The 20,053-nt window shown below is 62.4% G+C and carries 21 protein-coding genes; 20 read left to right on the top strand and 1 reads right to left on the bottom strand.

Annotation, left to right across the window (positions count from 1 at the left end; all coding sequences use genetic code 11):
- Nucleotides 1–9: 9 nt before the first annotated feature.
- Entirely contained in the window at nt 10–612 is a 603-nt protein-coding gene (locus ASD31_RS04415; protein WP_156392507.1) for a hypothetical protein, read from the bottom strand.
- Between the two features lie 302 nt (nt 613–914).
- Between ASD31_RS04415 and sdhC the strand changes: the two genes are divergently transcribed.
- The 20 genes from sdhC to lpdA all read left to right on the top strand — a co-directional run bounded on the left by sdhC (nt 915) and on the right by lpdA (nt 19,899).
- Complete coding sequence (gene sdhC / locus ASD31_RS04410; protein WP_056329929.1) at nt 915–1,307, top strand: succinate dehydrogenase, cytochrome b556 subunit; 393 nt, start codon at nt 915–917, stop codon at nt 1,305–1,307.
- A gap of 12 nt (nt 1,308–1,319) precedes the next feature.
- A complete protein-coding gene (sdhD, locus tag ASD31_RS04405; protein WP_056329928.1) occupies nt 1,320–1,700 on the top strand; it encodes a succinate dehydrogenase, hydrophobic membrane anchor protein in 381 nt (126 codons plus the stop codon).
- Nucleotides 1,701–1,704: 4 nt separating this feature from the next.
- Nucleotides 1,705–3,549, top strand: coding sequence for a succinate dehydrogenase flavoprotein subunit (gene sdhA, locus ASD31_RS04400; RefSeq protein ID WP_056329925.1), 1,845 nt, complete (start codon nt 1,705–1,707; stop codon nt 3,547–3,549).
- Between the two features lie 54 nt (nt 3,550–3,603).
- Nucleotides 3,604–3,840: an Arc family DNA-binding protein gene (locus ASD31_RS04395; RefSeq protein WP_056329923.1), complete on the top strand. Its 237-nt coding sequence runs from the start codon at nt 3,604–3,606 to the stop codon at nt 3,838–3,840.
- An 8-nt stretch (nt 3,841–3,848) separates the two neighbouring features.
- Nucleotides 3,849–4,295, top strand: coding sequence for a type II toxin-antitoxin system VapC family toxin (locus ASD31_RS04390; protein ID WP_162251133.1), 447 nt, complete (start codon nt 3,849–3,851; stop codon nt 4,293–4,295).
- Nucleotides 4,288–5,067, top strand: a complete 780-nt coding sequence (locus ASD31_RS04385; RefSeq protein ID WP_056329918.1) for a succinate dehydrogenase iron-sulfur subunit — start codon at nt 4,288–4,290, stop codon at nt 5,065–5,067. The genes ASD31_RS04390 and ASD31_RS04385 overlap by 8 nt, the downstream gene beginning before the upstream one ends.
- A 386-nt stretch (nt 5,068–5,453) precedes the next feature.
- Nucleotides 5,454–5,993 (top strand): protease inhibitor Inh/omp19 family protein, encoded by a 540-nt coding sequence (locus ASD31_RS04380; protein WP_056330053.1) that lies wholly within the window; start codon nt 5,454–5,456, stop codon nt 5,991–5,993.
- Nucleotides 5,994–6,057: 64 nt separating this feature from the next.
- On the top strand, nt 6,058–7,212 hold the full coding sequence (gene zapE / locus ASD31_RS04375; RefSeq protein ID WP_056329916.1) for a cell division protein ZapE: 1,155 nt from the start codon (nt 6,058–6,060) through the stop codon (nt 7,210–7,212).
- A gap of 194 nt (nt 7,213–7,406) precedes the next feature.
- The gene (gene mdh, locus ASD31_RS04370) at nt 7,407–8,369 is read left to right on the top strand and encodes a malate dehydrogenase (RefSeq protein WP_056329913.1); all 963 of its coding nucleotides are present in this window, start codon (nt 7,407–7,409) and stop codon (nt 8,367–8,369) included.
- Between the two features lie 7 nt (nt 8,370–8,376).
- The gene (locus ASD31_RS04365; RefSeq protein WP_056329910.1) at nt 8,377–8,940 is read left to right on the top strand and encodes a hypothetical protein; all 564 of its coding nucleotides are present in this window, start codon (nt 8,377–8,379) and stop codon (nt 8,938–8,940) included.
- Nucleotides 8,937–10,130: an ADP-forming succinate--CoA ligase subunit beta gene (gene sucC, locus ASD31_RS04360; RefSeq protein ID WP_056329907.1), complete on the top strand. Its 1,194-nt coding sequence runs from the start codon at nt 8,937–8,939 to the stop codon at nt 10,128–10,130. Before ASD31_RS04365 ends, sucC begins: the two co-directional genes overlap by 4 nt.
- Nucleotides 10,131–10,134: 4 nt before the next feature.
- On the top strand, nt 10,135–10,506 hold the full coding sequence (locus ASD31_RS04355) for a cupin domain-containing protein (protein ID WP_056329905.1): 372 nt from the start codon (nt 10,135–10,137) through the stop codon (nt 10,504–10,506).
- Between the two features lie 8 nt (nt 10,507–10,514).
- The gene (gene sucD / locus ASD31_RS04350) at nt 10,515–11,417 is read left to right on the top strand and encodes a succinate--CoA ligase subunit alpha (RefSeq protein WP_056329902.1); all 903 of its coding nucleotides are present in this window, start codon (nt 10,515–10,517) and stop codon (nt 11,415–11,417) included.
- Nucleotides 11,418–11,568: 151 nt separating this feature from the next.
- Nucleotides 11,569–14,565, top strand: a complete 2,997-nt coding sequence (locus ASD31_RS04345; RefSeq protein WP_056329899.1) for a 2-oxoglutarate dehydrogenase E1 component — start codon at nt 11,569–11,571, stop codon at nt 14,563–14,565.
- A gap of 66 nt (nt 14,566–14,631) precedes the next feature.
- A complete protein-coding gene (gene odhB, locus ASD31_RS04340) occupies nt 14,632–15,879 on the top strand; it encodes a 2-oxoglutarate dehydrogenase complex dihydrolipoyllysine-residue succinyltransferase (protein WP_056329896.1) in 1,248 nt (415 codons plus the stop codon).
- Between the two features lie 248 nt (nt 15,880–16,127).
- Complete coding sequence (locus tag ASD31_RS04335) at nt 16,128–16,535, top strand: MAPEG family protein (RefSeq protein WP_056329893.1); 408 nt, start codon at nt 16,128–16,130, stop codon at nt 16,533–16,535.
- 34 nt (nt 16,536–16,569) lie between these two features.
- Entirely contained in the window at nt 16,570–17,208 is a 639-nt protein-coding gene (locus ASD31_RS04330) for a LysE family translocator (RefSeq protein WP_156392506.1), read from the top strand.
- Nucleotides 17,209–17,210: 2 nt separating this feature from the next.
- Nucleotides 17,211–17,702 carry a hypothetical protein gene (locus ASD31_RS04325; RefSeq protein ID WP_056329891.1) on the top strand — a complete coding sequence of 164 codons (492 nt, stop codon included), beginning with the start codon at nt 17,211–17,213 and terminating at the stop codon, nt 17,700–17,702.
- Entirely contained in the window at nt 17,699–18,469 is a 771-nt protein-coding gene (locus tag ASD31_RS04320) for an SDR family oxidoreductase (RefSeq protein ID WP_413813793.1), read from the top strand. The genes ASD31_RS04325 and ASD31_RS04320 overlap by 4 nt, the downstream gene beginning before the upstream one ends.
- Nucleotides 18,470–18,492: 23 nt before the next feature.
- Complete coding sequence (gene lpdA / locus ASD31_RS04315; RefSeq protein ID WP_056329888.1) at nt 18,493–19,899, top strand: dihydrolipoyl dehydrogenase; 1,407 nt, start codon at nt 18,493–18,495, stop codon at nt 19,897–19,899.
- Nucleotides 19,900–20,053 lie beyond the last annotated feature (154 nt).

The following is a 20,053-nucleotide window of genomic DNA, read 5'->3' as shown; positions in this document are numbered from 1 at the left end:
TTAAATTCGCTACCTGCGAATGACGCAGACACCGGCCTCGTAGGAGCAGGCGCGGCTGGCGGTCCTGGGGTTCACATGGATGATCTTCGGGCGCGACGGGGGATAAACCGTTTCGCCGTCATAGGTGCCGTAGCCATAGCCGCCGCGTTCGGAACTGAAATAGATGCCGTTGCCGGGATCGGTCCAGGCCGACAGCCCGCCGAAATAGGTGCCGCCCCGCGACTGCGACGGAAAATTGCTTTCGTCATCGCGGCGCCCGGAGCGATCCCGGTATTCGCGGATGACGATCCTGCTATCCGGCCGGCGGTCGCGGTCGAAATGCCGGCGATCGGAATATCGGTCGTCCCGCCGGTCGAAATGTCGCTCGGCGTTGCGGCCGGAGAGCCAGACATCGCGGTCGCGGTGACGGTGATGGCGGTCGGCATTGATGCCGGAAATGGCCTCCTGGCGCTGATGGTGGGGCCGGTCGTGACCACGGCGTTTGAAATGGCCTTCGCCGCGATCGCGTGCCTCGGCAAAACTGCTGGCCGACAGGATGACGAGGGCGGACAGGATGGCAAGGCAGGCCGCGACCATGGCTTTGGTTGGGTGAGGCAGAGTGAATGAACGCATGACGGCAGACCTCCGGAACACGGTTAACAGATCCTTAAAGTGCAATCTGGGCCTGTTTCCCGCAAAAGTCACGGGTGGTCGCGGAGTTTTTCGCGTTATCCTTAACGCAGCCGGCCGCTTCCGGCCGGTTCCATGCGGCTTTCGTCTAATCGATTAAATTGATTTTGCACTGCAAACACACTTGTCGTTAATGATTAGGGTGATTAAACCACGACTGAATGAATTGCGCACAATCAGGTGCGATACCGGATGGAAATAGTCCAGTTTTCTGAGCTCCCGTCCGGTTTCTCCGTGAGGTTCAGATGACGAATGTCACCAAAAGCCGGCCGCTCTCGCCGCATCTGCAAATCTACAAGTTCGTGCCGACGATGGCCATGTCCATCCTGCACCGCATCACCGGCGCGGCGCTCTATGTCGGCACCATCCTTGTTGCCGCCTGGCTGATCGCGGCCGCCTCCGGCGCCGAGCATTTCGACCGGGTCAACTGGCTGTTCGGAAGCATCATCGGCCAGCTCGTGCTGATCGGCTATACCTGGGCGCTCATCCATCACCTTATCGGCGGCTTGCGCCATATCATGTGGGATGTGGGAATGGGCTACGAGAAGCATTTCGCCAACAGGCTGGCGATCGCCAATCTCGTTGCTTCGGTTGTCCTGACGCTGCTCGTCTGGGCAGCCGTGTTCTTGTTCGTTTAAGGGATTTTGCTGATGGATATGCGCACGCCACTGGGCAAGGTTCGCGGGCTCGGCTCGGCCAAATCCGGCACCGAGCATTTCTGGCGCGTCCGTACGACGTCGCTGGCGCTGGTGCCGCTCATCCTGTTCTACGTGGTCTTCCTGATCTGCTATGCCGGCCGGCCCTATGAAGAGGTGATCGCGGCGCTTGCCAATCCCTTCGTCTCGGTGATCACCGTGCTCACCATCCTTGCCGGCATCATCCACATGAAGCTCGGCATGGAAGAGATCATCCAGGACTATTTCCATTCCGAAGGCCTGAAGCTCTCGCTTCTCGTCCTCAACAGTTTCTTTTCCTATATCGTCGGCGGCCTCTGTCTGCTTGCCGCTCTGAAGATTGCATTTGCGGGATAATCAGATGGCAACCAACAGTTCACCCGCTCAGGCCGGCAAGGCCTATACCTATGTCGACCATTCCTTCGACGTCGTCGTCGTGGGTGCCGGCGGCGCCGGCCTGCGCGCCGCGCTCGGCATGGCCGAACAGGGCTTCAAGACGGCCTGCGTGACCAAGGTCTTCCCGACGCGCTCGCACACGGTGGCGGCCCAGGGTGGCATCGCCGCCTCGCTGCAGAACATGACGCCGGACAGTTGGCAGTGGCATCTCTACGACACGGTCAAGGGTTCCGACTGGCTTGGCGATGTCGATGCCATGCAGTATCTCGCCATGGAAGCGCCGAAGGCCGTCTACGAGCTCGAGCATTACGGCGTGCCCTTCTCGCGCAATGCGGAAGGCAAGATCTACCAGCGGCCGTTCGGCGGCCATATGCAGAATTACGGCGAAGGCCCGCCGGTGCAGCGCACCTGTGCCGCTGCCGACCGCACCGGCCATGCCATCCTGCACACGCTCTATGGCCAATCGCTGAAGCATAATGCCGAATTCTTCATCGAATATTTCGCGCTCGACCTGATGATGTCGGACGACGGCAGCCATTGCACCGGCGTCGTTGCCTGGAATCTCGACGATGGCACGATCCATCGCTTCGCCGCCAAGATGGTGGTGCTGGCGACCGGCGGCTATGGCCGCGCCTATTTCTCGGCGACTTCGGCCCATACCTGCACCGGCGACGGCGGCGGCATGATCGCGCGCGCCGGCCTGCCGCTCCAGGACATGGAGTTCGTGCAGTTCCACCCGACCGGCATCTATGGCGCCGGCTGCCTGATCACCGAGGGCGCGCGCGGCGAGGGCGGCTATCTCGTCAATTCCGAGGGCGAGCGCTTCATGGAGCGCTACGCACCGTCCGCCAAGGACCTTGCCTCGCGCGACGTCGTCTCGCGCTGCATGACGCTCGAAATCCGCGAGGGACGCGGCGTCGGCAAGAACAAGGACCATATCTATCTGCATCTCGACCATCTCGACCCGGCCGTGCTGCACGAGCGCCTGCCGGGGATTTCCGAGAGCGCCAAGATCTTTGCCGGCGTCGACGTGACGCGCGAGCCGATCCCGGTGCTGCCGACCGTGCATTACAATATGGGCGGCATCCCCACCAATTACTGGGGCGAAGTGCTCAACGCCGACAGCGCCAATCCGGAGCGGATCATTCCCGGCCTGATGGCCGTCGGTGAGGCCGGTTGCGCCTCGGTGCACGGCGCCAACCGGCTTGGCTCCAATTCGCTGATCGATCTCGTGGTCTTCGGCCGCGCCGCCGCCATCCGCGCCGGCGAGGTCATCGACCGGGCGTCATCCATCCCGCCGGTCAACGAAAAGGCCAGCGAGAAGATCATGGCGCGCTTCGACAAGCTGCGCCATGCCAATGGCAGCACGCCGACGGCGGTATTGCGTGAAAAGATGCAGCGCACCATGCAGGAGGACGCGGCCGTGTTCCGCGCGCAGGAATCGCTGGAAAGCGGCTGCAAGCGGATGAGCGCGATCTGGCAGGAACTGCCCGATATCAAGGTCACCGACCGCTCGATGATCTGGAATTCCGATCTCGTCGAGACGCTGGAACTGGAAAACCTGATGGCCAATGCCATCACCACGGTCTACGGCGCCGAGGCCCGCAAGGAAAGCCGCGGGAGCCATGCGCGCGAGGATTATGTCGACGGCCCCTTCGCCGGCCGCGACGACGTCAACTGGCGCAAGCACACGCTCTCCTGGGTGAACGAGGCGGGCGAGGTGAGGCTCGACTACCGGCCGGTGCATACGCAACTGCTGGCCGAAGGCATCGACCCGTACAAGATCGAGCCGAAGGCGCGTGTGTATTGAGGCGGGTTATGGCAGGATGGTTCGCCGTGGTGACAATGTGCGAGGTGTCCTGTCATGGGTGAGATGAACATAAGGATAGAAGACGAACTGCGCACGAGGATCGAGGATCTGGCGAGGAACAACGACCGTTCCATGGAAGAGGAGATCGCTTATCTCCTTCGCCAAGCCGTCGATGGCCAGCCGAAACGGGAATCGTTCGCGGATATTGCAAGGAAGATCGCTGCCATGACGCCGAAAGGTGTCGAGCAGACAAGCAGTCTGGAAATGCTCAGAGAGGATCGTGATCGTTGATCTTCGTCGTGGATGCCTCGGTCGCGGTGCTGTGGTTCGTTGAAGAACCCGGACACCGCAAGGCCGTCGCCATTGCCGAGAATCCGAACCGGCTGATCGCCCCCGACCTGATCTTTCCGGAGGTTGGAAACGTCTTGAGAAGGAAGGTGCGTTCGGGTCTGATCGCGGAATCGCAGGCGATGATATCCATCCAGAACCTCGGGCGGGCCTTCACGCGGATCATTCCGTCGCAAGCGTTGATTGACGATGCTTTCGCGATGGCATCCAGGCTCGATCATTCGGCCTACGATGTCGTCTATCTGGCCTGCGCATTGAGAGAGCCCGGCAGCGTGCTGGTCACGATCGATGAAAAGTTTAGGGCCAAGGCGATAAATGCCGGTTTCGGCGCGCATATTTTGAGTTTGGAAGCGGCCCATGCTCGCTTCGAGACGGGACAGGAAGACAGGAATGGTTGAACTCGCTCTCCCCAAGAATTCGCAGATGACCGAAGGCAAGGTCTGGCCGAAGCCGGCTGGCGCCACGAACACCCGCGAATTGCGTATCTATCGCTGGAGCCCGGATGACGGCAAGAATCCGTCGATCGACACTTTCTATATCGATGTCGATGATTGCGGCCCGATGGTGCTCGACGCGCTGCTCTATATCAAGAACAAGATCGACCCGACGCTGACCTTGCGCCGCTCCTGCCGCGAGGGCATTTGCGGCTCCTGCGCCATGAATATCGACGGCACCAACACGCTGGCCTGCACCAAGGGCATGGACGACGTGAAGGGGACGGTCAAGGTCTATCCGCTGCCGCACATGCCTGTCGTCAAGGACCTGGTGCCGGACCTCACCAATTTCTACGCCCAGCACCGCTCGATCGAGCCCTGGCTGAAGACGGTTTCGCCGACGCCGGCCAAGGAATGGAAGCAGAGCCACGAGGACCGCCAGAAGCTCGACGGGCTCTACGAGTGCATCCTCTGCGCCTGCTGTTCCGCCTCCTGCCCGAGCTATTGGTGGAACGGCGACCGCTATCTCGGCCCGGCCGTTCTGCTGCAGGCCTATCGCTGGCTGATCGACTCGAGAGACGAGGCCAAGGGCGAGCGGCTGGACGACCTCGAGGACCCTTTCCGCCTCTATCGCTGCCACACGATCATGAACTGCGCCCAGACCTGTCCCAAGGGTTTGAACCCGGCCAAGGCGATCGGCGAGATCAAGAAGATGATGGTCGAACGGAAGCTTTGATTGTTCGAATCTTCCGGCCGGCACCTGCAGTAAGATATCGCTTGCTTCCCTTCTCCCCAGCGGGGAGAAGGTGCCCGAAGGGCGGATGAGGGGGCCGAAGGCCTGTTCTTTCCAATCGCCTCTCGCTTTGGCTTCGCCCCCTCATCGCCTCACTGCGTTCGGCACTTCTCCCCGTGGGGAGAAGAGGGAAAGTGTTGCGCCTTTCGCGATCCATAGCAGACTGTTCTGGCGTTCACGCGGCGATGACGCAGGCAAGGGCCGACCGTTTCCATCCTGCCACAGGTCTTAAAGAATCTGGCGCGTCTTGATTTTAAAGTTCGTTTTAAGCTAATTGCGCCTATATTCCCATGCAGAACGCCATGGCAGACATGATCGGGAGCAGAAACATGCGGACAAGAGATGCGGTTGCGGGACTGGCGGTTATCCTGGCTTTGGCCGGTTGCCAGCGAACCTCGATGAGCGATTTCAGCAACAGCAGCTATTCTCCGGCACCCTTGCAGGCGCAGCCCGTGGCGACCGTCTCCTCCGGCCAGCTTGCCGCGCCTACCAACAGCGCGCAGTTTCCGGCGGCCCCGGTCAGCGGCACGGCGACCGTCGGCGGCGTCCAGACGGCTGCGGCTTCGCCGGCGGCGGCGGCCTCGGCGCTGGATGTCACCAAGGAATCCATGGTCGGCAACTGGCGCGTCGCCAATGCCGGCAGTTCCTGCGACATGTTCCTGACGCTAACCAATCTGGGCAGCGGCTCGCGCGGCGGTACGCGCGGCTGCGCCGGCGAACTGACGGCCATGGGCTCCTGGGAAGTGGCCGGCAAGCAGGTGGTGCTGAAGGACCGCAGCGGCAATCCGCTGGCGCGCCTCTACAAGACGGCCGATTCACGCTTCGACGGCTCGACCAATAGCGGCCAGCCCGTCAGCCTCAGCCGCTAGCCAGTCAGCCCGGCATCGCCGGGCTTTTTCCTGCCGTCGTCCCGACACCAGACCGGTCCAGCGCGTGCCCAATCCGCAAGACAGTATTTCGCGAAAACTGGAAGCCCTGATCGCGGCCGGAACGCTCCGGCGCGATCAGGGCCAGCTTTCCATCGCAAGGCGGCTCGATCTTCTTTCGGCCGAACTGGCCGCCGGCCGTGCCGAGCGCAAATCGAACGCGCTCGGCTGGCTGTTTGCCGCCCGCAAGAGCGAGCACAAGCCGCTCAAGGGCCTCTATCTTCACGGCGGGGTCGGCCGCGGCAAGACCATGCTGATGGACCTGTTCTTCGAAACGGTGCCCATCAAGCGCAAGCGGCGGGCGCATTTCCACGCCTTCATGGCCGATGTGCACGAGCGCATCTTCCGCCATCGGCAGAAGCTGAAGGCCGGCGAGACGCGCCAGGCCGATCCGATGCCGCCGGTCGCCGCCGAGATATTTGCCGAGGCGCGGCTCCTGTGCTTCGACGAATTCTCCGTCACCGACATTGCCGATGCAATGATCCTTTCGCGCCTGTTCGGCGAACTGTTCTCGAAGGGCTGCGTGCTGGTCGCGACCTCCAATGTGGAGCCGGGCGATCTCTACCGCGACGGTTTGAACCGGGGGCTGTTCCTGCCTTTCGTCGGCCTTCTGAAGGCCCATGCCGATATCGTGCCGCTCGATGCCGGCACGGATTACCGGCTGGCAAAGACCGAGGGCCTGCCGGTCTGGACGGCACCGCTCGGGCCCGAGGCGGACGAGGCGCTGGAGACGGCCTGGTCGCTGGCAACCGCAGGGCTCGTCGTAGCGCCCGCCAAAGTGGCGTTCAAGGGCCGCTCGATCACGGTGCCGCAAGCGGCCGGCGAATGCGCCCGCTTCTCCTTTGCCGATCTCTGCCAGAAGCCGCTCGGGGCGGCCGACTATCTTGCCATACTGACGCATTATCGCACCCTGTTCATCGAGCATATTCCGCATCTTACGCCGGAGCGGCGCAACGAGACGAAGCGCTTCATCATGCTCGTGGATACGCTCTATGATCATGGCGCCCGGCTTTTTGCCACGGCGGCCGCCGAACCGATCGATCTCCTGACAGTGCGGAAGGGCACGGAGGGTTTCGAGTTCGACCGGACCGTCTCGCGCCTGATCGAGATGCAGAGCCATGATTATGCGCAGGCACATGGCTTCGAGACGGCGGATTCATGACCGAAGCATGGCAAAAAATCTTACGTTTACGTAAGAAATTTATCATCTAACCGATTGAAATTACTCCCCCTAAAAGTAGTGGTTGATAAAATTCATTTTGGCGTTTAAGTCCTTTCGCCGAAGGTTTGCCATCGTCGGCGTCTCGTTGCGCCGCATCAGGCCTGTCGGATTTGATCGCAAGAGGAAGCACTTTCATGGCGCGCAACAAGATCGCACTTATCGGTTCTGGAATGATTGGTGGCACGCTGGCGCATCTCGCCGGCCTGAAGGAATTGGGCGACATCGTCCTGTTCGACATCGCCGACGGCATCCCGCAGGGCAAGGGGCTCGACATCGCGCAGTCCTCGCCCGTCGAAGGCTTCAATGCCAACCTGACCGGCGCCAGCGATTATTCCGCCATCGAAGGCGCCGATGTCTGCATCGTCACCGCCGGCGTTGCCCGCAAGCCCGGCATGAGCCGCGACGATCTTCTCGGCATCAACCTCAAGGTCATGGAACAGGTCGGCGCCGGCATCAAGAAATATGCCCCGAACGCCTTCGTGATCTGCATCACCAATCCGCTCGACGCCATGGTCTGGGCGCTGCAGAAATTCTCCGGCCTGCCGAAGAACATGGTCGTCGGCATGGCCGGCGTGCTCGATAGCTCGCGCTTCCGCCTGTTCCTCTCCCAGGAATTCAACGTCTCCGTCCAGGACGTCACCGCCTTCGTTCTCGGCGGCCATGGCGATACGATGGTGCCGCTTGCCCGCTACTCCACCGTCGGCGGCATCCCGCTGACCGATCTGGTCAAGATGGGCTGGGTCACCAAGGAGCGTCTGGAAGAAATCATCCAGCGCACCCGTGATGGCGGCGCCGAAATCGTCGGCCTCTTGAAGACCGGTTCGGCCTATTACGCGCCCGCCGCCTCGGCGATCGAGATGGCCGACAGCTTCCTCAAGGACAAGAAGCGCGTGCTGCCCGCCGCTGCCCACCTGACAGGCCAGTATGGCGTCAAGGACATGTACGTTGGCGTTCCCACCATCATCGGTGCCGGCGGTGTCGAGCGCATCATCGAAGTCGAATTCACCAAGGCCGAGCAGGACGCCTTCGACAAGTCGGTGGCCTCGGTCGCCGGCCTCTGCGAGGCCTGCATCGCCATCGCGCCCAACCTGAAGTAGTCCTTAAATGTCGAGCGCAACGAAGCAGCAGGCTTTAGGTTTTCTTTTGCTCATCCCAATTATTTTGGGTGGGGGCTGGCTGCTTGTTGTGTTTTTCCGAGCTTTTTCCGCCGCTGATAAGTCGGTTCAGGCGTCGATAATTGCGGCCGGAGTGGCCGTCTTTTCTGTGGTCTTCACTTTTTGGAAAGAGCGGAGCCGATCTCTGAAGGAGGCTCATCGAGATAAAAAGATCGAGGTTTATTCACAATTTTATGACCTCGTTTTTTCATTACTTAAGCAGGCACAGGCTGGTGTGGAAATGTCGCCGGAGGAGATGAGCGTTCAGATGCACGCCACGTTCATGGCGATCTATCGTGGAGCGTTATTCTACGGATCACCAAAGGTTATAACTGCAATATCGCAATTTAAAAGCAACTCAGATCCTGATCCGTCTGCTTCGATGAGAGCTGTAGGGCGGGTCTTGCTTGCAATGCGCGAAGATATTGGTCTGAGTAACTCAGGTCTCAACGAGATGAACATCCACCAAATTTATGTCCGCGATGACATAAGCAAGTTAGGGCAAGTTCAATGAACATTCATGAATATCAGGCCAAGGCTCTTCTGAAGGGTTTTGGCGCACCGGTCGCGGAAGGTGTCGCGATCTTTTCGGCCGACGAGGCTGAAGCCGCCGCGAAGTCGCTGCCGGGCCCGCTTTACGTGGTCAAGAGCCAGATCCATGCGGGCGGCCGCGGCAAGGGCAAGTTCAAGGAACTCGGCCCGGATGCCAAGGGCGGCGTGCGCCTGGCCTTCTCCATCGACGAAGCCAAGGCCCATGCCAAGGAAATGCTCGGCAATACGTTGGTGACCAAGCAGACCGGCGAGGCCGGCAAGCAGGTGAACCGCCTCTATATCGAGGATGGCGCCGATATCGACCGCGAACTCTATTTGTCGCTGCTCGTCGACCGCGCCGTCGGCCAGGTCTCCTTCGTGGTTTCCACCGAAGGCGGCATGGACATCGAGACCGTTGCCCATGACACGCCGGAAAAGATCATCAATGTGGCGATCGATCCGGAAAAGGGCGTGACGGCGGAGAACCTCAAGGAACTGACCTCGGCGCTGAAGCTGGACGGCGAAGCCAAGGCCGATGCCGAAAAGCTGTTCCCGATCCTCTACAAGGCCTTCGTCGAGAAGGATATGAGCCTTCTGGAAGTCAATCCGCTGATCGTCATGAAGAACGGCCGCATGCGCGTTCTCGACGCCAAGATGTCGTTCGACGGCAATGCGCTGTTCCGTCACGAGGACGTGGTTGCCCTGCGCGACACGACCGAGGAAGACGCCAAGGAAATCGAGGCCTCCAAATATGACCTCGCCTATGTCGCCCTCGACGGCAATATCGGCTGCATGGTCAATGGCGCCGGCCTTGCCATGGCGACCATGGACATCATCAAGCTCTACGGTGCAGAGCCCGCCAACTTCCTCGACGTCGGTGGCGGCGCCTCCAAGGAAAAGGTCACGGCCGCCTTCAAGATCATCACCGCCGATCCGGCCGTGAAAGGCATCCTGGTCAACATCTTCGGCGGCATCATGAAATGCGACGTCATCGCTGAAGGCGTGATCGCGGCTGTCAAGGAAGTCGGCCTCGAAGTGCCGCTCGTCGTGCGCCTCGAAGGCACCAATGTCGAGCTGGGCAAGAAGATCATCAACGAGAGCGGGCTGAACGTCATTTCCGCGGATGATCTCGACGATGCCGCCCAGAAGATCGTCAAGGCTGTGAAGGGCTGAGCCGATGCCGCCACGCAAGATCAATCTCGTCGAAGCGGCCGATCGGACGATCGACAAGGTCTTCGATCCGCATATAGCCGGCGACGTCAACGATGCGCAGGCCAAGGTCGCCAAATTCGGCGAGATGTTCGATTGGCATGCGCATGAAAACGAAGACGAGGCTTTCCTTGTCCTGCGTGGCAGGATCGCCATCGATTTTCGCGACGGTGCGGTGGAGCTTGGCGAAGGCGATTTCATCGTCGTGCCGCGAGCCGTTGAGCACAGGCCGCGCTCCTTGACCAAGGAGCCGGTCGTGCTGATGTTCGAACCGTCGACGACCCTCAATACCGGGAGCGCCAAGAGCGATCTCACCGTGACCGACCTCAAGCGACTTTAGGAAGCTCCATGTCCATTCTCATCAACAAAGACACGAAGATCCTGGTTCAGGGTCTGACCGGCAAGACCGGCACCTTCCACACCGAGCAGGCGCTGGCCTATCACGGCACCAAGATGGTCGGCGGTATCCACCCTAAGAAGGGCGGCGAGACCTGGACCGGCGCCAAGGGCGAAAACCTGCCGATCTTCGCAACCGTTGCCGAAGGCCGCGACGCGACCGGCGCCGATGCGTCGGTGATCTATGTGCCGCCGGCAGGCGCCGCGGCTGCGATCATCGAGGCGATCGACGCGGAAATCGGCCTGATCGTCTGCATCACCGAAGGCATTCCGGTGGCCGACATGGTCAAGGTCAAGGCGCGCCTCGACCGGTCCAAGTCCCGCCTGATCGGCCCGAACTGCCCCGGCGTGCTCACGCCGAACGAATGCAAGATCGGCATCATGCCGGGCAATATCTTCAAGAAGGGCTCGGTCGGCGTTCTCTCGCGCTCCGGCACGCTCACCTATGAGGCCGTGTTCCAGACGACCAATGAGGGCCTTGGCCAGACGACGGCCGTCGGCATCGGCGGCGATCCGGTCAAGGGCACCGAATTCATCGACATGCTGGAAATGTTCCTCGCCGACGACGAGACCAAGTCGATCATCATGATCGGCGAAATCGGCGGCTCGGCGGAAGAGGACGCCGCGCAGTTCCTCAAGGACGAGGCCAAGAAGGGCCGCAAGAAGCCGATGGTCGGCTTCATCGCCGGCCGCACGGCGCCCGAAGGCCGCACCATGGGCCATGCCGGTGCCGTCATCTCCGGCGGCAAGGGTGGCGCGGAAGACAAGATCGCCGCCATGGAATCGGCCGGCATCCGGGTCTCGCCGTCGCCGGCCCGCCTCGGCAAGACGCTGGTCGAAGTCCTCAAGGGCTGAGACAGGAAAACGGAACGGGGCCGGCCGCGGCGGCGGGCCCCGCTTCACAAGGATAAACGGCGCATTGCCGAAAAACGCAGCGAAGACTTCAGGCCGGTGACCCCGGCACACCCAACGAGCAGGAGGCGGACGGACAGGTCCGCGCGACATCATGGCAAGGCAAGAAGCCAACGAGCAATTTCAGCTGACTTCGTTCCTGGATGGAGCGAATGCCGGCTATATCGAGCAGCTTTACGCGCGTTACGAAAGCGACCCCGCCTCGGTCTCGGGCGAATGGCAGTCGTTTTTCAAGGCGCTGCAAGACCAGCCGGAGGATGTGATCAAGGCCGCCCGCGGCGCCTCCTGGAAGAAGCCGAACTGGCCGATTCCGGCGTCCGGCGACCTGGTCTCGGCGCTCGATGGCGACTGGGGCACGGTCGAGAAGGTCATCGAGAAGAAGGTCAAGGCCAAGGCTGAGGAACAGGCCGCCACCGCCGGCGCCGAAGTGAGCCCGGCCGACGTCCACCAGCAGACCCGCGACAGCGTGCGCGCGATCATGCTTATCCGCGCCTATCGCGCCCGCGGCCATCTTCATGCCAAGCTCGATCCGCTCGCCATCGCTGCGCCGGTCGAGGACTATCACGAGCTTTCGCCCTCCAATTACGGCTTCGGCCCGGAGGACATGGATCGCCGGATCTTCCTCGATAATGTGCTCGGCCTCGAATATGCGACGATCCGCGAGATGATCGATATCCTCGAGCGCACCTATTGTTCGACGCTCGGTGTCGAGTTCATGCATATTTCCGATCCGGAGATCAAAGGCTGGATCCAGGAACGGATCGAAGGTCCGGACAAGGGCGTCGATTTCACCGCCGAGGGCAAGAAGGCGATCCTGCAGAAACTGGTCGAGGCCGAAGGCTTCGAACAGTTCATCGACGTCAGGTACAAGGGCACCAAGCGCTTCGGTCTCGACGGCGGCGAAAGCCTCATCCCGGCGCTGGAGCAGATCATCAAGCGCGGCGGCCAGGAAGGCCTCAAGGAAATCATCCTCGGCATGGCCCATCGCGGCCGGCTGAACGTGCTTACCAATGTGATGGGCAAGCCGCATCGCGCCGTGTTCCACGAGTTCAAGGGCGGCTCTGCCGCGCCTGACGACGTCGAGGGCTCGGGCGACGTGAAGTATCATCTCGGTGCCTCCTCGGACCGCGAGTTCGACGGCAACAAGGTGCATCTGTCGCTGACCGCCAACCCGTCGCATCTGGAAATCGTCAACCCGGTGGTCATGGGCAAGGCGCGCGCCAAGCAAGACCAGATGGCGAAGATCTTCGAGGGCGACATCATTCCGCTTTCGGAACGCGCCCAGGTCATGCCGCTTCTCTTGCATGGCGACGCCGCCTTCGCGGGCCAGGGCGTGACGGCCGAAATCCTCGGGCTTTCGGGCCTGCGCGGACACCGCGTTGCCGGTACAGTGCATTTCATCATCAACAACCAGATCGGCTTCACCACCAATCCGGCCTTCTCGCGCTCGTCGCCCTATCCGTCCGACGTCGCCAAGATGATCGAGGCGCCGATCTTCCACGTCAATGGCGACGATCCGGAAGCGGTGACCTATGCGGCCAAGATCGCCACCGAATTCCGCATGAAGTACCACAAGCCCGTGGTCATCGACATGTTCTGCTATCGCCGCTTCGGCCATAACGAGGGCGACGAGCCGTCGTTCACCCAGCCGACGATGTACAAGGTCATCCGCGCCCACAAGACCGTGGTGCAGATCTACGGCGAGCGGCTGATCGCCGAAGGGCTGATCTCGGAAGGCGACCTGGAGAAGATGCGGGCCGACTGGCGCGCCAAGCTGGAGCAGGAATTCGAGGCTGGCCAGAGCTACAAGCCCAACAAGGCCGACTGGCTGGATGGCGCCTGGTCGGGCCTGAGGGCTGCCGACAACCAGGACGAACAGCGCCGCGGCAAGACCTCGGTGCCGATGAAGACGCTGAAGGAGATCGGCCGCAAGCTCTCGGAAGTGCCGGCCGGCTTCAACGCTCATCGGACCATCCAGCGCTTCATGGACAACCGCGCCAACATGACCGCGACCGGCGAAGGCATCGACTGGGCAATGGGCGAGGCGCTGGCCTTCGGGTCGCTGGCGATGGAAGGAACGAAGATCCGCCTTTCCGGTCAGGATTGCGAACGCGGCACCTTCTCGCAGCGCCATTCGGTGCTCTACGACCAGGAAACCGAAGAGCGTTATATCCCGCTCGCCAACCTGTCGCCGACGCAGGCACGCTACGAGGTCATCAATTCGATGCTCTCGGAAGAGGCGGTGCTGGGCTTCGAATATGGCTATTCGCTTGCCCGCCCCAATGCGCTGACGCTCTGGGAAGCCCAGTTCGGCGACTTCGCCAATGGCGCGCAGGTGGTGTTCGACCAGTTCATCTCGTCCGGCGAACGCAAATGGCTGCGCATGTCCGGTCTCGTCTGCCTGCTTCCGCACGGCTATGAGGGACAGGGCCCGGAACATTCCTCGGCACGGCTCGAGCGCTGGCTGCAGATGTGCGCGGAGGACAATATGCAGGTGGCCAACGTCACCACGCCCTCCAACTATTTCCACATCCTGCGCCGGCAGATGAAGCGCGACTTCCGCAAGCCGCTGATCATCATGACGCCGAAATCGCTGCTGCGCCACAAGCGCGCCGTTTCCTCGCTGTCGGAAATGGCCGGCGACACTTCGTTCCACCGCTTGCTGTGGGACGATGCGGAGGTGATCAAGGACGGGCCGATCAAGCTCGTCAAGGATGCGAAGATCCGCCGCGTCGTGCTCTGCACCGGCAAGGTCTATTACGACCTGCTCGAGGAACGCGAGAAGCGCGGCATCGACGATGTCTACCTGTTGCGCGTCGAGCAGCTCTATCCGTTCCCGGCAAAGGCGCTGATCAACGAGCTTTCCCGCTTCCGCAACGCCGAAATGGTCTGGTGTCAGGAAGAGCCGAAGAACATGGGCGCCTGGTCGTTCATCGACCCCTATCTGGAATGGGTGCTTGCGCATATCGACGCCAAATACCAGCGGGTGCGCTATACCGGCCGTCCGGCCGCCGCCTCACCGGCGACGGGCCTGATGTCCAAGCATCTGGCTCAGCTTGCCGCCTTCCTCGAAGACGCCCTGGGAGGTTGAAAGGGCGCGCAAGCGCCCTCTCTTTCCCGATAGAAACAGACACCCGATCAACGGACGACAAATATCATGGCCACAGAAATCCGCGTTCCCACCCTGGGCGAATCCGTCAGCGAAGCCACCGTCGGTACCTGGTTCAAGAAGGTCGGCGATGCCATCAAGGCCGATGAGCCCCTGCTCGAGCTCGAAACCGACAAGGTGACCATCGAGGTTCCCGCACCCGCCGCCGGCACGCTGTCGGAAATCGTCGCCGCCGCCGGCGAGACGGTGGGCCTGGGCGCGCTGCTCGGCCAGATCGCCGAAGGTGCCGCCGGTGCCGCCGCGGCGCCTGCCGCCGCAGAGAAGAAGGCCGCCGAACCCGCTGCCGCTGCCCCTGCTGCTCCGGCCGCAGCGCCCGCTGCCGCCTCGGCCGCTCCCTCCGCCATGCCGGCAGCGCCTGCTGCCGCCAAGATGCTTGCCGAAAACAATCTGTCCGCCGATCAGGTCGAGGGTTCCGGCAAGCGCGGCCAGGTGCTGAAGGGTGATGTCATCGCCGCCGTCGCCAAGGGGCTTTCGGCCCCGGCCGTTTCCGAGCCGGCCAAGGCCGTGTCGCGCGGGCCGTCCTCGGCCGAGGATGCGCCGCGCGAAGAACGCGTCAAGATGACCCGCCTGCGCCAGACGATTGCCCGGCGCCTCAAGGACGCGCAGAACGCCGCCGCCATGCTGACCACCTATAACGAGGTGGACATGAGCGCGGTGATGAGCCTGCGCACCAAATACAAGGACATCTTCGAGAAGAAGCACGGCGTCAAGCTCGGCTTCATGGGCTTCTTCACCAAGGCGGTGACGCATGCGCTGAAGGAAATCCCCAACGTCAATGCCGAGATCGACGGCACCGACATCATCTACAAGAACTTCTGTCACATTGGCGTTGCCGTCGGCACCGACAAGGGCCTCGTCGTGCCGGTGGTGCGCGATGCCGACCAGATGTCGATCGCCGAGATCGAGAAGGATATCGGCCGGCTCGGCAAGGCGGCGCGCGATGGCCAGCTTTCCATGGCCGACATGCAGGGCGGCACCTTCACCATCTCCAACGGCGGCGTCTACGGTTCGCTGATGTCCTCGCCGATCCTGAACGCGCCGCAGTCGGGCATTCTCGGCATGCACAAGATCCAGGAACGCCCGGTCGTCGTCGGCGGCCAGATCGTCATCCGCCCGATGATGTATCTGGCGCTCTCCTACGACCACCGTATGGTCGACGGCAAGGAAGCCGTGACCTTCCTGGTGCGCGTCAAGGAAAGCCTGGAAGACCCGGAACGCCTGGTTCTCGATTTGTAATTTGCTTTCGGGGGCGTGGAACAAGGCCCCTCATCCGCCCTTCGGGCACCTTCTCCCCGTTGACGGGGAGAAGGACCAGGCGGCACCCTCCGCTGTTTCCTCGGCTATTGTGATGAAGGGAAGATGGTGCGGCGGTCTCCGTTATCCCCTCTCCCCGCTGGCGGGGAGAGGGCTAGGGTGAGGGGCCATATCCCCACGTGACGGTCTGAAATACCGTCGGCCGAGCGGACCTTGCAGGAAGATTTTCGATGGACATGGCAGCCTCATCCTCCTTCACCATGCTTCTCGGCTGGAGCGTGCTGCTGCTCGCTGTCCATATCGGTCTGCAGGGCATAACGGCGACATTGGAGCTCGGATCGGCCTGGAATGCCGGGCCGCGTGATGCTGAAAAGAAGCCGGAAGGCAAGTTTGCCGGCCGCGCCGCGCGGGCCTCAGGCAATTTTCGCGAGACCTATCCGGCCTTTGTCGGGCTGGCGCTTGCGCTTGCGATGTCCGGCGATCCCACCGGCTGGGGGCTGACAGGTGCATGGTTATGGCTTGTCTGCCGGCTTGTCTATATCCCGCTCTACCTCGCCGGCATTCCCTATATCCGCTCGCTTGTCTGGGTAGGATCGCTCATCGGCTTGCTCGTCATGACGGCTGTGCTTATCTTCTGAGGGATCGGAACCCGTAAACGACCGGAGGCGTGCCGTGCAATCCTATCTTCTCGAACTCGCATCGCTGATGGCGATCTTTGCCTTTGCCATCGTTTCGCCCGGCGCCGACCTCGCCATGGTCATGCGCCAGTCGCTGGTGAGCGGCCGCCGCGCGGCGATCATCACCTCGTTCGGCATCGGCAGCGCGCTGATGGTGCACGTGACCTATACGATCCTCGGCCTCGGGCTGGTGATCTCGCAATCGATCACCCTGTTCAACATCGTCAAATGGTGCGGCGTCGCCTATCTCGTCTATATCGGCGTGAAGTCGCTGAGGGCCGGCAAGACCGATATGACGGTTTCGACCGGCGGCGAGACGCCCGAGCGGCGCCAATCCACTGTCAAAGCCTTCGGCCTCGGCTTTGCCGCCAATGCGCTCAATCCGAAGGCGGTGTTCTTCTTCCTGTCGATCTTCTCGACGGTGGTGGATGCCCATACGCCGATGGCGGTGAAGTTCGGCTATGGCCTCGTCATGGCAAGCTGCCTCATCCTCTGGTTCGTCGGCGTCAGCCTGTTCATGACGACGCCACGCATGCGCGCGGGCTTTTCGCGCGCCAGCCAGTGGATCAATCGGGCAAGCGGCCTGGTCTTCATCGGGCTTGGCCTGAAGCTCGCCACCGAGAAGGCGATCTGAGCATGCGCCTTTCCGTCCTCCTGCCCCTGTTGAGCCTGTGTGCCGCAGCGCCTGCGCTGGCGGTGGACTGTGTGCAGGAAAAGGCCATCTATGGCGACGAGGACGGTGCCTATACGCTCGATTTTGCGCCGGTGGAGATGGATAGCGCCGCGATCAGCCATGCGTTCACGGTGAGCGTCGCGGGGACGGACATCGTGCTCAACGGCCATGTCATGCCGGCGGGCGAGCCGGAGCGCACCAATGGCATGATCATGAACAATTGCCCGGAAGGCGACGTCACCGGCGAGGACATCCGCACCTGCACGATCTGGGAAGGCGTGGTCTATGCCGTCGGCCTCGATGGCAAGGTGGCGTCCCTGCCGGAAGAGGGACAGCCCGCGGCCGCACAACTGCTCCTGCCCGATTTCGGCCCTTCCATCCGCAATTCCGCCCTCTGGGGCAAGGCAAGTGTCGCGCCTTGGGACGTGCTGGCCCTCAAGGGATGCGCCCCATGAGCGTCATGACAACCACAACGGACAAGCCCGTTCTGCTGGTGACCGGCGGCAGCCGCGGCATCGGTGCGGCGATCTGCGTCTCTGCTGCGCGGCAGGGCTGGGCGGTGGCCGTCAACTATGCCAGCAACCGGGCAGCGGCCGAGGCGGTCGTCGCCGCGATCGAGGCCGAAGGCGGCACGGCCATCGCAATCGAGGGCGATGTCGGCCGGCAGGACGGTATAGACGCGATCTTTGCCGCGGTCGACGAGACCTTTGGCCGGCTCGACGGGTTGGTCAACAATGCCGGCATCGTCGCTCCGCCGCAGCGGGTCGAGGAGATGACGGCGGACCGGCTGGACCGGCTGTTCCGGATCAATGTTTCCGGCTCCATCCTCTGCGCTTCAGCGGCGGTGCGGCGCATGTCGATCCGGCGCGGCGGCAGGGGCGGCGCGATCGTCAACCTGTCTTCGATCGCCGCCGTCCTCGGCGCGGCCGGGCAATATGTCGATTATGCCGCCACCAAGGGCGCGATCGATACCTTCACCACCGGGCTTTCGCTGGAGGTCGTCGATGACGGCATCCGCGTCAATGCGGTGCGGCCGGGCATCATCGATACCGAAATCCATGCGTCGGGCGGCCTGCCGGACCGCGCCCGGGCGCTGGCCTCGACCATTCCGATGAAACGGCCGGGCACGGCCCAGGAGGTCGCCGATGCGGTTCTCTATCTTCTCTCGCCCTCGTCCTCCTATGTGACGGGCGCCATTCTCAACGTCAGCGGCGGACGCTAGCCGCTTCCAGGAAGGATTTTCCCATGGCTTATGATCTTATCGTAATCGGCACCGGTCCCGGCGGCTATGTCTGCGCCATCAAGGCGGCCCAGCTCGGCCTCAAGGTCGGCGTCATCGAGAAGCGTGCCACCTTCGGCGGCACCTGCCTTAATATCGGCTGCATTCCCTCCAAGGCGCTGCTGCATGCCTCGGAAGTCTTCCACCAGACCGGCCATGGTATCGATGCGCTCGGCGTCGAGGTCTCCGCCCCCAAACTGAACCTTAGCAAGATGATGGGGCACAAGGACGCGACGGTGAAGGCGAATGTCGACGGCGTCTCCTATCTCTTCAAGAAGAACAAGATCGACAGCTTCCAGGGCACCGGCAAGGTCGTCGGCGAGGGCAAGGTGTCCGTCACCAATGACAAGGGCGAGGAACAGGTGATCGAGACGAAGAACGTCGTCATCGCCACCGGCTCGGATGTCGCCGGCATTCCCGGCGTCGAGGTCGCGATCGACGAGAAGATCATCGTCTCCTCCACCGGCGGCATCGCGCTCGAACAGGTGCCGGCCAGCATGGTCGTTGTCGGCGGCGGCGTCATCGGGCTGGAACTGGGCTCGGTCTGGTCGCGGCTCGGCGCCAAGGTCACCGTGGTCGAATATCTCGACACGGTGCTCGGCGGCATGGACGGCGAAGTGTCCAAGCAGTTCCAGCGCATGCTTGCCAAGCAGGGCATCGATTTCAAGCTCGGCGCCAAGGTGACCGGCGTCGAAAAATCCGGCAAGGGCGCCAAGGTGACATTCGAGCCGGTCAAGGGCGGCGAGGCCGCAGCGATCGACGCCGATGTCGTGCTGATCGCCACCGGCCGCAAGCCGTTCACCGATGGCCTCGGCCTCGACAAGGCAGGCGTGACCATGGATAAGCGCGGTCGCGTCGAGATCGACAATCATTTCCGCACCAGCGTGCCCGGCATCTATGCGCTCGGCGACGTGGTGCGCGGCCCGATGCTCGCCCACAAGGCGGAGGACGAGGGCGTCGCCGTCGCCGAGATCATCGCCGGCCAGGCGGGGCATGTGAACTACGACGTCATCCCGAGCGTGGTCTATACCCAGCCGGAGGTCGCCTCCGTCGGCAAGACCGAAGAGGAACTGAAGGCTGCGGGCATCGCCTACAAGGCCGGCAAGTTTCCCTTCACCGCCAATGGCCGCGCCCGCGCCATGCAGGTCACCGACGGTTTCGTCAAGATTCTTGCCGACAAGGAGACCGACCGCGTGCTCGGCGGCCATATCGTCGGCTTCGGCGCCGGCGAGATGATCCACGAGATCGCCGTGCTGATGGAATTCTCCGGCTCCTCGGAAGATCTCGGCCGCACCTGCCACGCGCATCCCACAATGTCGGAAGCGGTCAAGGAAGCGGCACTCGCGACGTTTGCAAAGCCGATCCATATGTGAGGTGTGGGGGGGAGGGTTCCGTGTTCGCGGAGGCTTTACCCCCCTCTGTCGGCGATGCCGACATCTCCCCCTCAAGGGGGGAATTGGCCGCGGGCTCTGTGCCTTCCTTACGATTGGGGCACTGTCGGTTATGATAATCTCCCCCCTTGAGGGG

The sequence above is a fragment of the Rhizobium sp. Root482 genome (assembly GCF_001426565.1).
Classification (GTDB): Bacteria; Pseudomonadota; Alphaproteobacteria; order Rhizobiales; family Rhizobiaceae; genus Pararhizobium.
This window is presented reverse-complemented; position numbering and strand designations above follow the sequence as displayed.